This is a genomic window from Streptomyces sp. SID14478 (assembly GCF_010548525.1).
Classification (GTDB): Bacteria; Actinomycetota; Actinomycetes; order Streptomycetales; family Streptomycetaceae; genus Streptomyces.
On record NZ_JAAGMG010001185.1, the window covers coordinates 1 to 12,462 of the forward strand.

Here is a 12,462-nt window from a genome sequence, read left to right on the forward strand (position 1 = left end):
GCGAGCGCGTCGAGGACCGCGCCCCGGTCGACCCCGCCGGACTCACCGTCAGCGTCGACGACCTCGTCGCGGGCCGAGAGGGGCGAGGGGCATGACGGCGGCACCGCGGGTGGGCGTGTTCGGGCTGCTCGGCTCCGGCAACCTCGGCAACGACGGCTCGCTGGAGGCCCTCCTCGGCCACCTCCGCACCGCGCACCCGCAGGTGGTCGTGGACGCGTTGTGCGGGGGACCGGAGGTCGTCACGACCCGGTACGGGATCCCGGCGACGCGGCTGCACTGGAACCGGGGCGAGTACCGGACCGCGTCACGGGCCGGCGCGATCGCGGCCAAGGGCGTGGGCAAGCTCGTCGACGCGTTCCGCACCGCGGCCTGGGTCCGGCGGCACGACGTGGTGATCGTGCCGGGCATGGGCGTCCTGGAGGCCACGCTGCCGCTGCGGCCGTGGGGCTTCCCGTACGCGCTGTTCCTGCTCTGCGCGAGCGGCCGGCTGAGCGGCACCCGGGTCGCGCTGGTCGGCGTCGGCGCCGCGCCGATCGGCAACCGGCCGACGCGGGCCCTGGTGCGCTGGTCGGCGCGGCTTGCCACGTACCGCTCGTTCCGGGACTCCCTGTCCCGCGACGCGATGCGCGACATGGGCGTGGACACCCGGCGCGACAAGGTCTACCCGGACCTCGCCTTCGCGCTGCCGACGCCGCCGCGGAACGCGGCACCGGGCGCGCAGGGACCGGTCTGTGTCGGCGTCATGGACTTCCACGGCGGCAACGACGACCGGGCGCGGGCCGAGGAGATCCACCGCCGCTACCTCGACGGGACGACCCGCTTCGTGCGCGCGCTGGTCGAGGACGGCAGGCAGGTCCGACTGCTCACGGGCGACGCCTGCGACGCGCCGGTGGTCACGGCGATCCTCGACGCGGTGGACTCGCCGCTGGTCACCGCGGCCGACGCGGCCTCGCTCGCCGACCTGATGAAGGAGACCGCGGCCGCCGACACGGTGGTGGCGACCCGCTACCACAACCTGATCTGCGCCCTGAAGGTCGGCACCCCGACGCTCGCCCTCAGCTACGCGGCGAAGAGCGAAGCGCTCATGGACCGGATGGGCCTGGCCGCGTACTGCCACCCGGCCCGTGAGGTCGACGCCGAGCGCCTGCTGGAACAGTTCCGGGAGGTGGAGAAGCGGTCGGCCCGGCTGCGCCGCACCCTCGCCGAGCGGAACCTGGTCGCCGACCGCGAACTCCAGGACCAGTTCGCCGACTTGACCGACGTCCTGGTCCCGACGTCCGGAACGACCCCCGCCCACGCACCGTTGGAGACTCCTTGAAGGCGACACAAGTCCCGGAGATATCCGGGGCGTTCCTGTTCGAGCCGACGCCGTACGCCGACGAGCGCGGGTTCTTCTGCCGCACCTTCGACGCCGACGTCGTCCGCTCGGTGGGCCTCGACCCGGACGCCTTCGTCCAGGACAGCGTGTCCCGCTCGGTGCGGGGCGTGCTGCGCGGCATGCACCTGCGCTCGGGCGCCGGCGAGGCCAAGCTGGTGCGCTGCTCGTACGGGCGGATCTTCGACGTCGTCGTGGACCTGCGGCCGCACTCGCCGACCTACCGCACCGTGGCCACCTTCGAGTTGTCCGGCCAGACGCAGGCGACCCTGTACATCCCGGCGGGGTGCGCGCACGGCTTCCAGGCGCTGACCGAGACCGCCGACACCTCGTACCGCATCGACCGCCCGCACGATCCGGCCGAGGACGTGACGATCGCCTTCGACGACCCGGATCTCGCCATCGACTGGCCGCTGCCGCCGCACGCGATGTCGGACCGGGACCGGCAGGCACCACGCCTCGCCGAGGTCCTGAAGCACAGGGAGAACTGAGATGGACGTGGACCCCGAAGAGTTCCAGCTGCCCCGGTCGCGCACGGCCAACGAGCGGCTGCACGCCATGATCCCCGGGGGCGCGCACACGTACGCCAAGGGCGACGACCAGTACCCCGAGCACCTCGCCCCGGTCATCAGCCACGGACGCGGCGCCCACGTGTGGGACATCGACGGCAACCAGTACGTCGAGTACGGCTCCGGGCTGCGGTCGGTCAGTCTCGGCCACGCGCATCCCCGGGTGAACGAGGCGGTGCGCCGGGAGCTCGACCGCGGCAGCAACTTCGTCCGGCCGTCCGTCGTCGAGGTCGAGGCGGCGGAGCGCTTCCTGGCCACGGTGCCGACCGCGCAGATGGTGAAGTTCGCGAAGAACGGCTCCGACGTCACGACCGCCGCGGTGCGCCTCGCCCGCGCCGCCACCGGGCGGCCGCGGGTGGCCGTCTGCGGCGACCATCCGTTCTTCTCCGTCGACGACTGGTTCATCGGCACCACACCGATGTCCGCGGGCATCCCGGCGGCCACCACCGAGCTCACGGTGGCGTTCCCCTACGGCGACCTGGCCGCCACGGAGGAACTCCTGACCCGGTACCAGGACGAGATCGCCTGCCTGATCCTCGAACCCGCGGGCCACGCCGAGCCGGCGCCGGGGTATCTGGAGGGACTGCGCGCCCTGGCCGACCGGCACGGCTGCGTCCTCGTCTTCGACGAGATGATCACCGGCTTCCGCTGGTCCGAGGCCGGCGCCCAGAGCCTGTACGGCGTCGTCCCCGACCTCTCCACGTTCGGCAAGGCGCTCGGCAACGGCTGCGCCGTCTCCGCGCTGGCGGGGCGCCGCGACCTGATGGAGCAGGGCGGACTGCACCACCGCGGCGACCGCGTGTTCCTGCTCTCCACCACGCACGGCGCGGAAACGCACTCCCTGGCAGCCGCGATGGCCGTGCAGGCCACCTACGTCGAGGAGGGCATCACCGCCCAACTGCACGCCCTGGGCGAGCGGTTGGCCGCCGGGGTCCGCGACGCCGCGGCCGCCATGGGCGTGGGCGACCACGTCCTCGTCCGGGGCCGCGCCAGCAACCTGGTCTTCGCCACCCTCGACGAGAACCGGCAACCGTCGCAGCAGTACCGCACGCTGTTCCTGCGCCGGCTCCTCGCGGGCGGGGTGCTGGCCCCGTCGTTCGTGGTGAGCAGCGCGCTCGACGAGACCGACATCGACCACACCGTCCACGCGGTGGCCCAGGCATGCGCGGTGTACCGCAAGGCGTTGGACGCCGGTGACCCCACGCCGTGGCTCGGCGGGCGGCCGGTGAAGCCCGTCTTCCGCCGCCTGGTGTGAGATGACGTGTCGTCAGCGACGATTCCAGCGGGCGTCGTCGGCGACCTTGTCCACCAGCCGGGCGGTCGCCGGAACCACCGCCAGCGCGGTGCACCAGCCGCCGAGGGCGTCGGTCGGGTAGTGGGCGCCCAGGGCGACCTGGGCCCAGCCCATCGTGGCACCTGCGACCAGGGCGGCGCCGAGCACGAGGGAGAGCGCGGCCGCCGTGCCGGGACGGAGCCGGGCGGTGGCGAGCAGCGCCGTCGCGAGGGCGAGCGCGGTGAGGAACGTGGTGTGCCCGCTCGGGAAGGACAGGTTGCCGTCACCGTGGATGGTGCGCCCCACCACGTGCTTGAGCAGGGTCGCGAGCCCTACGCTCAGACAGGCGCCCGTCACGACGAGCACGGCATGGCGAGGACGCCGTAGCAGCAGGCAGCCCGCCACGACGACGGCGACCACCAGCACGGACCCGGCCGGTTCCCCCAGGAAGTCGATGGCCAGGGCGACGCCGCGCCACGGCGGCCGCACGCTGTCCGCCGTCGGCGAGTTGAGCCAGCTGTCGACCCTGCCGGGCTGTTCGTGACCGGCGTACAGGATGCCGAGCGCGACGACCACCAGCGCGGCCAGGAGCGCGGTCGGCCCGAGCCACGGGCGCAGCGCCGGGGGCAGCAGTGCGGATGCCGGCCGGTCCTGCACGCCGGCTTCCCGCTCCTCTTCGGCCAGGCGATCCAACGCGAGCCCCCCTGTCGTGTCCGATCCGCCCGGGCGGCCATTACCGCCCTCCGCGTCACCCTAACCAAAGAACGGCTGTCGGAAGGGTCAAGATTTCTTCTTGTTATGTTCATGAACAGTCGCGCATGGGGTGCTTGTTGCGGCAGTACATGTTTTTCCATCGGGGAAATGGCGCGAAACTCCCGACGGGTATGGCGGATCTGCCCGTGCGTCCCTTCTTTTTGCGGCAGGCTGCAATTACGAGGAAATTCGCGAGGGGGTAGCAATGTCCGTGCTGAGTTCCGCACGTGAGGGGGCGAACCGCGTACTGCGTCCTTTAGGGGTGCAGGTGGTTCGTGGGCACAGTGATGATCCGGCGATCCAGCCCTTCCTGCCGGCCCGTCAGACGCTGGCGGCGGCCCGGCGGGCCGGAACGTCCGTGGAGGACTACATCGACCGCTACAGCGCGGCTCCGGGTGCGACCGCCGGGACCGTGGACGCGATACTGCGCGAGGCGGACCTCGGCGGGCACGTGGAGCGCGTGTGCGAGATCGGGCCTGGTTCGGGCCGGTACGCGGCCCGGGTGATCGCCGCGACGCACCCGGACACGTACGAGATCTACGAGACCGCCGGGGACTGGCTGCCCCGTCTGAGGGCGCTGCCGAACGTGCTCGTGCGGCCCGCCGACGGCCGAACGCTGAGCGCCACCGCGTCCGGTTCGGTGGACCTGGTGCACGCGCACAAGGTGTTCGTCTACGTCCCGCTCGTCGTGACCATCGGGTATCTGGACGAGATGGCGCGGGTCGTGCGCCCGGGCGGGATCGTCGCGTTCGACGTGGTGAACGAGAACTGCCTCGACGACGCGATGACGAAGAACTGGGTCTCCAGTGGCGCGACCCTTTACGGCATGATTTCGCGCTCGTGGCTTCTGGAGCGTCTGGCTCAGCGCGGCCTTACGCTACTGGGCAGCCATTTCGTGCCGCTCAGTGGCGGGCGGACCGAACTGCTCGTGTTCCGGCGGATATAAGCACGGAAATTGTCCGAGACGATCGGAGAACGGAACGGTTCCGCCCGCAAGGGGCCGACCGCGTTTCCCGTCGGAACCGGCCATGGATGGGCCGGTGTGCTCCCCTGACCCCGGGGCGACGGACGAGGACCCCCGCGCACGCCTCCACGGTCACGAGGGCGCGTGGAGCCAGCACGCCGTCGGACTGACATCGGGTTCCTTCACCCGGCAGAGATCCCAGGCGTGCGGGCAGCGCGGATGGAAACGGCAGCCCGAGGGCGGGTCCGACGGGTCGGGGACGTCGCCCGCGAGCTCGGCGGGCAGGGTGCCGAGGCCGTCGGGACGCGGGACCGCCCGCAAGAGGGCCTGCGTGTAGGGGTGTTGGGGCGAGTCCCAGACCGCGGCGGTCCCACCGGTCTCGACGATCTTCCCGAGGTACATGACCGCGATCCGGTCGGCGACGAGCCGCAGCACGGACAGGTCGTGGCTGATGAACAGCAGCCCGGCGCCCGCGTCCACGGCAAGGTCACGCATGAGGGTGGCGACCTGGGACTGGGCCGAGGCGTCCAGGGCGGAGAGGGGTTCGTCGCCGATCAGCAGCCGGGGGCGGGCGGCCAGCGCACGGGCGAGGGCGACGCGCTGGCGCTGTCCGCCGGAGAGTTCGTGCGGATGCCGGGCGGCGAACGCGCGGGGCAGACCGACGCGTTCGAGATGCCCGGCCGGGTCGTCGGGATCGCGGACGAGACGCAGGCCGTCGGCGATCTGGTCACCGACGCGGCGCCGCGGGTTGAGGGAGGTGGAGGGGTCCTGGAAGACCATCTGGATACCGGTCGCCTGCCTGCGCCGCAGGCCGAGCGGGCGGATCGGCCGGCCGTCGAAGGTCAGGGAGCCGCCCGCCACCGCGTGCAGCCCGCAGACGGCGCGGGCCAGCGTCGACTTCCCGCACCCCGACTCGCCGACCAGGCCCAGGACTTCGCCCGGGGCGACGGTGAGCGAGGCCCCGGCGACCGCCCGGACGGCGGGCCGGCCGGGGGAGCGGTGCTCGATGACGAGGTCGTCGACGCGCAGCAGGGTCTCGGCACTCATGCCAGGGCCTCCAACAGGGAGCGGGTGTAGGGGTGCGCGGGTGCGCGCAGCACGGACTCCCGCGGGCCCGACTCCACGACCAGGCCGCCCCGCAGGACGCTGACCTCGTCGGCGATCGCCGACATGACACCGAGGTCGTGGGTGACGAGCAGGACCGCGAGACCGAGTTCGTCGCACAGGCCGCGAAGGAGCCGCAGGATCCCGGCCTGCACGGTCACGTCCAGCGCGGTGGTGGGCTCGTCGGCGATGAGCACCTGCGGGTCGCAGGCCAGCGCCACCGCGATGGCGATGCGCTGTCGCATCCCGCCCGAGAACTGGTGCGGGTAGCGCCGGAGGGCCTGTGCGGGGCCGGGGATGCGGACCTTGGCGAGCAGTTCCACGGCGCGTGCCTGGGCCTCGGCGCGGCCGAGGCCCAGATGCAGGCGCATGTGCTCGGTCAGTTGCTTGCCCACGCTCAGCATGGGGTGCAGGCTGGTGGACGGGTCCTGGAAGACCATCGCGACGTCCTTGCCGCGCACCTGGTTGAGCTCCCTGTCGGGGAGCCGGAGCAGGTCCCGCCCCGCCAGTTCGATCCGCCCGCTCGCCCGCGCGCCGTGCGGCAGGAGCCCGAGGACGGCGAAGCCGGTCATGGTCTTGCCCGATCCGCTCTCGCCGGCCAGGCCGTGCACCTGCCCCTTGTGCAGGGCGAGGTCGACGCCGGACAGGATCTGCGTGCCGCGGATCGTCACCCGCAGACCGGTGATCGTGAGGGTCACAGCGCACGCTCCTTGACGGTGCGGGCAGTGCGGGGGTCGAGGGCGTCGCGCAGGGAGTCGCCGAGGAAGTTGAAGGCGAGGACCACCGTCAGGATCGCGAGGCCCGGGAACGTCGCCACCCACCAGCTGTCGAACACCTCCACGCCCGAGGCCACCATCGCCCCCCACTCCGCGGACGGCGGCTTGGCGCCCAGTCCGAGGAACGACAGTCCGGAGAGCAGCAGCAGCGCCGTGCCGATGTCGAGCGTGGCGAGGACGAGGATCGGTCCCACCACGTTGGGCAGGACGTCCACCCGCAGCGAGCGCCACACCGTGAAGCCCAGCAGCCTCCCGCCGACGACGTACTCCTGCGTGCGTACGCCGAGGACCAGGCCGCGGCCGACGCGGGCATAGGCCGCCCACGCCACGACGAGCACGGCGAGCACCGCGTGGGTGAGGCTGGCGCCGAGCGCGGCCGCCACCACCATGGCCAGGATGATCGTCGGGAACGCGAAGACGAGGTCCGCGAGTCGCATGATGCCCTCGTCCGCCCACCGGCCGAAGTATCCGGCGACGGCCCCGAGGACCCCGCCGACCAGTACGGACAGGGTGACCAGGAGCAGGGTCAGCGGGATCGACACGCGTGCGCCGTACAGGACCCGGCTGAGCACGTCGCGCCCGAGCTGGTCGGTGCCGAACCAGTGTCCCGGGCCCGGTCCGGCGAGCCGGGGCAGCTCCTGGGCGAGCGGGTCGTGCGGCGCGAGCAGGGGCGCGGCCGCGGCGATCACCAGCCAGGCGAGGGCGAGCCCTGCGCCCGCGACCGCCTGAGGCCGCCGCCATCTTTCCGGCAGCCGGCTCATCGCAGCCTCACCCGGGGGTCGATCACGCCGTACAGGACGTCCACGAGCAGGTTGATGGCCAGGTAGACGCCGCTCACCACCAGGCCGACTCCCATGATGGCGGGCAGGTCGAGGGCCGTGGCGCTCTTGAACGCGTACTGGCCGACGCCCTGCCACGCGAAGATCGACTCGACGAGGACGGTGCCCGACAGGAGGCTGCCGAACGCGAGCCCCGCCACCGTGATGATCGGCACCAGGGCCGAGCGCAGCACGTACCGGAAGAGGATCACCCGGCCGGGCAGCCCTTTGGCCCGGCCGGCCCGGACGTGGTCCTGGCCGAGGACGTCCAGCACGGCGCTGCGGGTGAAGCGGGTCAACAGCCCGATCGTGTAGAGCGAGAGCACCAGGGCGGGCAGGATCAGATGGCCCAGCGCGCTGGTGAAGACGTCCCAGCGGCCGGTCAGCGCCGCGTCCACCGTGTGCAGTCCGGTCAGGTGGTGCGGGGCGCCGAGGCCGGGATCGACGCGGCCGCTGCCCGGGGTGATCCGCAGGCGGTAGAAGAAGACGTAGAACGCGAGGAGCGCCAGCCAGAACGTCGGCACCGAGACGCCGATCAGGCTCACCATCCGCAGCGCGTGGTCCACCGGGCGGTTCCGGCGCAGGGCGGCGATCAGGCCGAACGCCACACCGAGCACCAGGGAGACGAGGATCGCGGCGCCCGCCAGTTCCAGGGTCGCCGGCACGAACTCCGCGAGGTCCGCGGCGACCGGCCGGTGCGACTGCTGACTCGTGCCCAGGTCGCCGTGGAACAGCCCTTGCAGGAACACCAGGTACTGCTGGGGGAGCGGCTTGTCGAGCCCGTGGTCGGCCCGCCACCGGGCCACCGCCGCCGGGTCACCGAGCGCCTGCTGGCCCAGGTTCGCCGCCGCGGGGTCGCCCGGCACCAGAGTGGTCAGGACGAACGTCACCAGAGTGACGCCCCAGGCCAGCAGGAGCGCGACGAGCACTCTGCGGACGAGGAACCGGGCCAGCGGTCTGCTGCGGCGCGGGACGCGTCGGCGTGCGGGTGCCGTGTCCGTGGTCGTGGTCGTCATGTCACTTCGCACCGAGGTCGGCGAGGTCGACGGTCCACATCGGGTGGTAGGCGAGGCCGGTCACGGAGGCGGCCGTCACGATGTTCTGGCCGGGCTGAAGGAGGGGGACGTAGGGGCCCGTGGAGTTGAGCCGGGTCTGCAGGTCGGCGTAGGCCTGCTTGCGCGCGGTGTCGCCGATCGCGGTGGCCGCCTTCTCACCCATGGCTTCCAGTTCCTCGTCCGCGCCCGCCTTCCAGCCGAGGCGCAGGCCCACCGGCTTGCCGGGCAGGAACACCAGGTAGCCGCTGGGGTCCGGGTGGTCCGGGCCCCAGTACCACAGCCCCATCTCCTCTTTTCCGTTGCGGTAGTTGTCCGCCGCGGTGGTGAGGGGGGTGGGTTTGAGGTCGACGGTGATGCCGACCTCCTTGAGGTTGGACTGGACGCGCTCGGCCAGCGGCTGCAGGGACAGTCCGTTGACGGTGAGTTCGCTCGGGTACTCCAGCTCGACCTTCGGCCGGGTCAGCCCACTCGCCGCCAGCGCCGCCCTGGCCCCCGCGACGTCCCGCCGCGGGGCCTGCTCCGGCGGGAGCGCGCCCAGCAGCTGGGACGGGATGATGCCGGGCGCCTGCACCGACCCCTCGCCGGCCAGCTCCAGAAGTCCCTTGTAGTCGACGCCCTTGCGGACCGCCTCCATGAACCTTGGGTTCGCCGTCGTCTTGCTGACCGCCTTGTTCCGGGTGCCGAACAGGAAGATCACGTTGGCCGACGCGGACCGCTTCACCTGGAGACCGGCGGCGATGTTCTTGGCCTGGTCACCGGAGAGGTTCAGGGCGACCTGGCTCTCGCCGCGCTGCACGTTGAGCTTCTGGGTCGCCGCCTCGACGTTGCGGATGACGACTTTGTCGTACGCCGGTTCGGCGCCGTAGTACTCCTTGTTGGCGCGCAGCACGACCTGGTTGCTCACGTCGAAGGACTCCATGACGTACGGACCCGAGCCGGCGGACGCCGAGTTGAGGTACTGCTCCGCCTTGTCCTTGGTGTCCGTGGTTCCTCCGTGCGCCCTGACGACCTTGCTGTTGAGGATGCCGAGCACCGGGTTCGGCAGGATGTACGGCAGCGCGGGGTTGGGCGCCTTGGACGTCAGCGTGATCGTGGAGTCGCCGGTCCTGGCCACCTTCACCCCGTCGAGCAGGAACGACGGGTTGCCCTTCATGTCGCGCAGGCGGGTCAGGGAGAAGACCACGTCGTCGGCGGTCAGCGGGGAGCCGTCGCTGAACCTCGCCCCCGCACGGAGCGTGAGCGTCAGGACCTTGCCGTCGTCGGAGAGCCGGTACGACTCGGCCAGGCCCGGCACCGGCTTGGTCACGTCGCCCCCGTCGAAGGTGAGCAGCGTGTCGTACACCGCCTTGCCGAGGAAGAGACCGGTCGCCTCGTACATCCGTCCCGGGTCGGCCGTCTTGAGGTCGAAGGACGTGTCGACGACCAGCGTCCTGCTGCCGGCCGACGGCGCGGGCGAGCCGCCGCCGGAACAGGCGGACAGCGCCAGGGCGGCGGCCAGCAGCAGGGCCGTCGAGTGAGTGCGGGACGCCATGAGAGGACCTCCAGGTCGGACGGCAGCGCGAGGCAGTCGGGGGCCGTGCGGGCCCGTGCACGTCAGCCACGTCATGCAGGGAGTGCAGGTCATGACGGGGTATCAGCGAACGCTAGGGCAGGTGCCCGGACGCCTCTTCGGACCGTCGCACGAAGGGGAGTGCGCGCGTATGTACCGGCGGACGAAGGGCGCCTGCCACGTGCCGTCGGGGTCCGCGGCCCGGCCGGGTTCGTCGCGCGGCACCAAGAGGCGGCCCGGATTGTGTCCTGTCGTCCTTAGCCACGGGGCGCCCCGGCTCGCGACGATGTCGGTTCCCGGCGTCACCTGCCGTCCGGGAGTACGTGCCTTCCTGTCCCGCCACGAAAGGAAGCCCCATGTTCCGTCGTTCCAGAGCCGTCCTCATCGCGAGCATCGCGGCCATGGCCATGGCCGTCTCGCCGGCCGTCTCCGCCACCGCGCGGACCACGACGGGGGACGCCGCCGTCCAGAGGGTGCTCGACGCAGCGGTGAGCGAAGGCGGCGCTCCCGGCATCCAGGCCGAGGTCCTCAAGGGCTCCGCCCGCTGGTTCGGCACCGCCGGCGTCGCCGACACCACCACGCGGCGCACGCTGCGGCCCGGCGACCGCTTCCGGATCGGCAGCACGACCAAGACCTTCACGGCCACCGTCCTGCTGCAGTTGGTGGGCGAGGGGCGGCTCGCCCTCGGCGACAGCGTCGAGAAGTGGCTGCCGGGCGTGGTGCGGGGCAACGGGCACGACGGCAACCGGATCACCGTGCGGCAACTGCTCAACCACACCAGCGGCATCTTCAACTACACCAACGACCCCCAGTTCGCGGCCAACCTGGTCGGCCCGGGCTTCCTCGAGCACCGCTTCGACAGCGTGACGCCCGGGCAACTCGTCAAGACGGCCATGAGCCATGCCCCGGACTTCGCGCCGGGTACGTCGTGGGCGTACTCCAACACCAACTTCATCCTCGCCGGGATGATCGCGGAGAAGGTGACGGGGCACCCCCTCGCCACCGAGGTGACCCGGCGGATCATCGTGCCGCTCGGCCTGACCCACACCTACCTGCCGGGCCGGAACACCGGCATCCTCGGACCGCACGGAAAGGCGTACTCCAAGCTCCTGGTGCCCGACCCCGCGGCCCCGGTGTACGACGTGACCGAGCTGAACCCCAGCTGGGCCGGGTCGGCCGGCGACATGATCTCCACGACCGGCGACATCAACCGGTTCTACAGCGCCCTGCTCAGCGGCCGGCTGCTGCGTCCCGCCGAGCAGAAGGCGATGTTCACCACCGTACCGACGGTGAACTGGATCCCGAACACCGAGTACGGGCTCGGCATGATCGCCCAGACGCTGTCGTGCGGGACCACGGTGTGGGGCCACGGCGGCACGATCCACGGCTCGCTGTCGTGGGCGATGGGGCTGCGCGACGGTTCGAAGGTCGCCAGTACCGACATCAACGGCGACTGGGTCGACCAGGGCGGCATCTCCACCGACCTGATGCAGGCGGTGTTCTGTCCCCCGACGGGAGCCGGCGCCGATGCGGGCCCCGCACGGACGGCCGCGCCTGCGCCGGCCCGTCCCTTGCAGTTCTGAGGAGAACAGCGTGAGCGCACTCGTCGAGGCAGCCGTGGCGGCGTCCGACCTGGCTCAGCGACGGTCCGGTGTGACCATCAGGGAGCTGGCGCAGGAGCCGGAACTGCGGGCGGCCTGCGCCCTGCTCGACCAGGTGTGGCGGCCCCCGGCGGGCAGCCCGCTGATCACCATGGCGCTGCTGCGGGGTTTCGAGCACTCCGGCAGTTACGTGGCCGGCGCGTACGAGGACGACCGGCTGGTCGGCGTCTGCGTCGGCTTCCTCGCGAGGGGCGGACTGCACTCGCACATCGCGGGGGTCGACGTCCGGGCGCGGGGCCACAGCGTCGGCTTCGCGCTCAAGGTCCACCAGCGGGCGTGGGCGCTGGAGCGTGCCCTGCCCAAGGTGACGTGGACGTACGACCCGCTGGTCAGCCGCAACGCCTACTTCAATCTCGCCAAGCTGGGTGCGGTGGTGGAGGAGTATCTACCGGACTTCTACGGTGTGATGGACGACGGCGTGAACCAGGGCCAGGGCTCCGACCGGCTGCTCGTCGGCTGGGACCTGACCGACCCGGCCGTCGCCGAGGGCTGCCTCGCACCGCGCCACCGGGCGCTCGCGCCCGTGGACGCGGCGCCGGGGCTCGACGCGGACGCGCACGGGCTC

At 72.0% G+C, this 12,462-nt stretch carries 12 protein-coding genes; 6 read left to right on the forward strand and 6 right to left on the reverse strand.

Annotated elements, in window-relative coordinates:
* Positions 1 to 91 precede the first annotated feature (91 nt).
* Genes G3I40_RS37645 through G3I40_RS37655 form a run of 3 tightly spaced genes read left to right on the forward strand, consistent with a single transcriptional unit; the run spans position 92 to position 3,199 of the window.
* Positions 92 to 1,318, forward strand: coding sequence for a polysaccharide pyruvyl transferase family protein (locus tag G3I40_RS37645; RefSeq protein ID WP_164559310.1), 1,227 nt, complete (start codon positions 92 to 94; stop codon positions 1,316 to 1,318).
* A complete protein-coding gene (gene rfbC, locus G3I40_RS37650; RefSeq protein WP_164559311.1) occupies positions 1,315 to 1,866 on the forward strand; it encodes a dTDP-4-dehydrorhamnose 3,5-epimerase in 552 nt (183 codons plus the stop codon). Before G3I40_RS37645 ends, rfbC begins: the two co-directional genes overlap by 4 nt.
* Before the next feature lie 7 nt (positions 1,867 to 1,873).
* Positions 1,874 to 3,199, forward strand: coding sequence for a glutamate-1-semialdehyde 2,1-aminomutase (locus tag G3I40_RS37655; protein WP_164559320.1), 1,326 nt, complete (start codon positions 1,874 to 1,876; stop codon positions 3,197 to 3,199).
* A 12-nt stretch (positions 3,200 to 3,211) separates the two neighbouring features.
* On the opposite strand, the gene G3I40_RS37660 is transcribed toward G3I40_RS37655, so the two are convergent.
* A complete protein-coding gene (locus G3I40_RS37660; protein WP_164559321.1) occupies positions 3,212 to 3,874 on the reverse strand; it encodes a phosphatase PAP2 family protein in 663 nt (220 codons plus the stop codon).
* A 301-nt stretch (positions 3,875 to 4,175) separates the two neighbouring features.
* On the opposite strand from G3I40_RS37660, the gene G3I40_RS37665 reads away from it, so the two are divergent.
* Entirely contained in the window at positions 4,176 to 4,916 is a 741-nt protein-coding gene (locus G3I40_RS37665; RefSeq protein WP_164559312.1) for a class I SAM-dependent methyltransferase, read from the forward strand.
* Between the two features lie 150 nt (positions 4,917 to 5,066).
* Here G3I40_RS37665 and G3I40_RS37670 read toward each other — a convergent pair whose 3' ends face one another.
* Genes G3I40_RS37670 through G3I40_RS37690 form a run of 5 tightly spaced genes read right to left on the reverse strand, consistent with a single transcriptional unit; the run spans position 5,067 to position 10,218 of the window.
* Complete coding sequence (locus G3I40_RS37670) at positions 5,067 to 5,981, reverse strand: ABC transporter ATP-binding protein (protein WP_164559313.1); 915 nt, start codon at positions 5,979 to 5,981, stop codon at positions 5,067 to 5,069.
* On the reverse strand, positions 5,978 to 6,736 hold the full coding sequence (locus tag G3I40_RS37675) for an ABC transporter ATP-binding protein (protein ID WP_164559314.1): 759 nt from the start codon (positions 6,734 to 6,736) through the stop codon (positions 5,978 to 5,980). The genes G3I40_RS37670 and G3I40_RS37675 overlap by 4 nt, the downstream gene beginning before the upstream one ends.
* The gene (locus G3I40_RS37680; protein ID WP_164559315.1) at positions 6,733 to 7,575 is read right to left on the reverse strand and encodes an ABC transporter permease; all 843 of its coding nucleotides are present in this window, start codon (positions 7,573 to 7,575) and stop codon (positions 6,733 to 6,735) included. The genes G3I40_RS37675 and G3I40_RS37680 overlap by 4 nt, the downstream gene beginning before the upstream one ends.
* Complete coding sequence (locus tag G3I40_RS37685) at positions 7,572 to 8,648, reverse strand: ABC transporter permease (RefSeq protein ID WP_164559316.1); 1,077 nt, start codon at positions 8,646 to 8,648, stop codon at positions 7,572 to 7,574. Before G3I40_RS37685 ends, G3I40_RS37680 begins: the two co-directional genes overlap by 4 nt.
* Position 8,649: 1 nt before the next feature.
* The gene (locus G3I40_RS37690) at positions 8,650 to 10,218 is read right to left on the reverse strand and encodes an ABC transporter substrate-binding protein (RefSeq protein WP_164559317.1); all 1,569 of its coding nucleotides are present in this window, start codon (positions 10,216 to 10,218) and stop codon (positions 8,650 to 8,652) included.
* A gap of 374 nt (positions 10,219 to 10,592) precedes the next feature.
* Between G3I40_RS37690 and G3I40_RS37695 the strand changes: the two genes are divergently transcribed.
* On the forward strand, positions 10,593 to 11,819 hold the full coding sequence (locus G3I40_RS37695; RefSeq protein WP_164559318.1) for a serine hydrolase domain-containing protein: 1,227 nt from the start codon (positions 10,593 to 10,595) through the stop codon (positions 11,817 to 11,819).
* 10 nt (positions 11,820 to 11,829) lie between these two features.
* The coding region (locus G3I40_RS37700) for a GNAT family N-acetyltransferase (RefSeq protein ID WP_343245145.1) at positions 11,830 to 12,462 on the forward strand (633 nt) is incomplete at its 3' end.

Coding starts and splice junctions, on each gene's coding strand:
- G3I40_RS37645 (WP_164559310.1), top strand. CDS start 92: ATGACGGCGGCACCGCGGGTGGGCGTGTTCGGGCTGCTCGGCTCCGGC.
- G3I40_RS37665 (WP_164559312.1), top strand. CDS start 4,176: ATGTCCGTGCTGAGTTCCGCACGTGAGGGGGCGAACCGCGTACTGCGT.
- G3I40_RS37670 (WP_164559313.1), bottom strand. CDS start 5,981: ATGAGTGCCGAGACCCTGCTGCGCGTCGACGACCTCGTCATCGAGCAC.
- G3I40_RS37680 (WP_164559315.1), bottom strand. CDS start 7,575: ATGAGCCGGCTGCCGGAAAGATGGCGGCGGCCTCAGGCGGTCGCGGGC.
- G3I40_RS37685 (WP_164559316.1), bottom strand. CDS start 8,648: ATGACGACCACGACCACGGACACGGCACCCGCACGCCGACGCGTCCCG.
- G3I40_RS37690 (WP_164559317.1), bottom strand. CDS start 10,218: ATGGCGTCCCGCACTCACTCGACGGCCCTGCTGCTGGCCGCCGCCCTG.
- G3I40_RS37695 (WP_164559318.1), top strand. CDS start 10,593: ATGTTCCGTCGTTCCAGAGCCGTCCTCATCGCGAGCATCGCGGCCATG.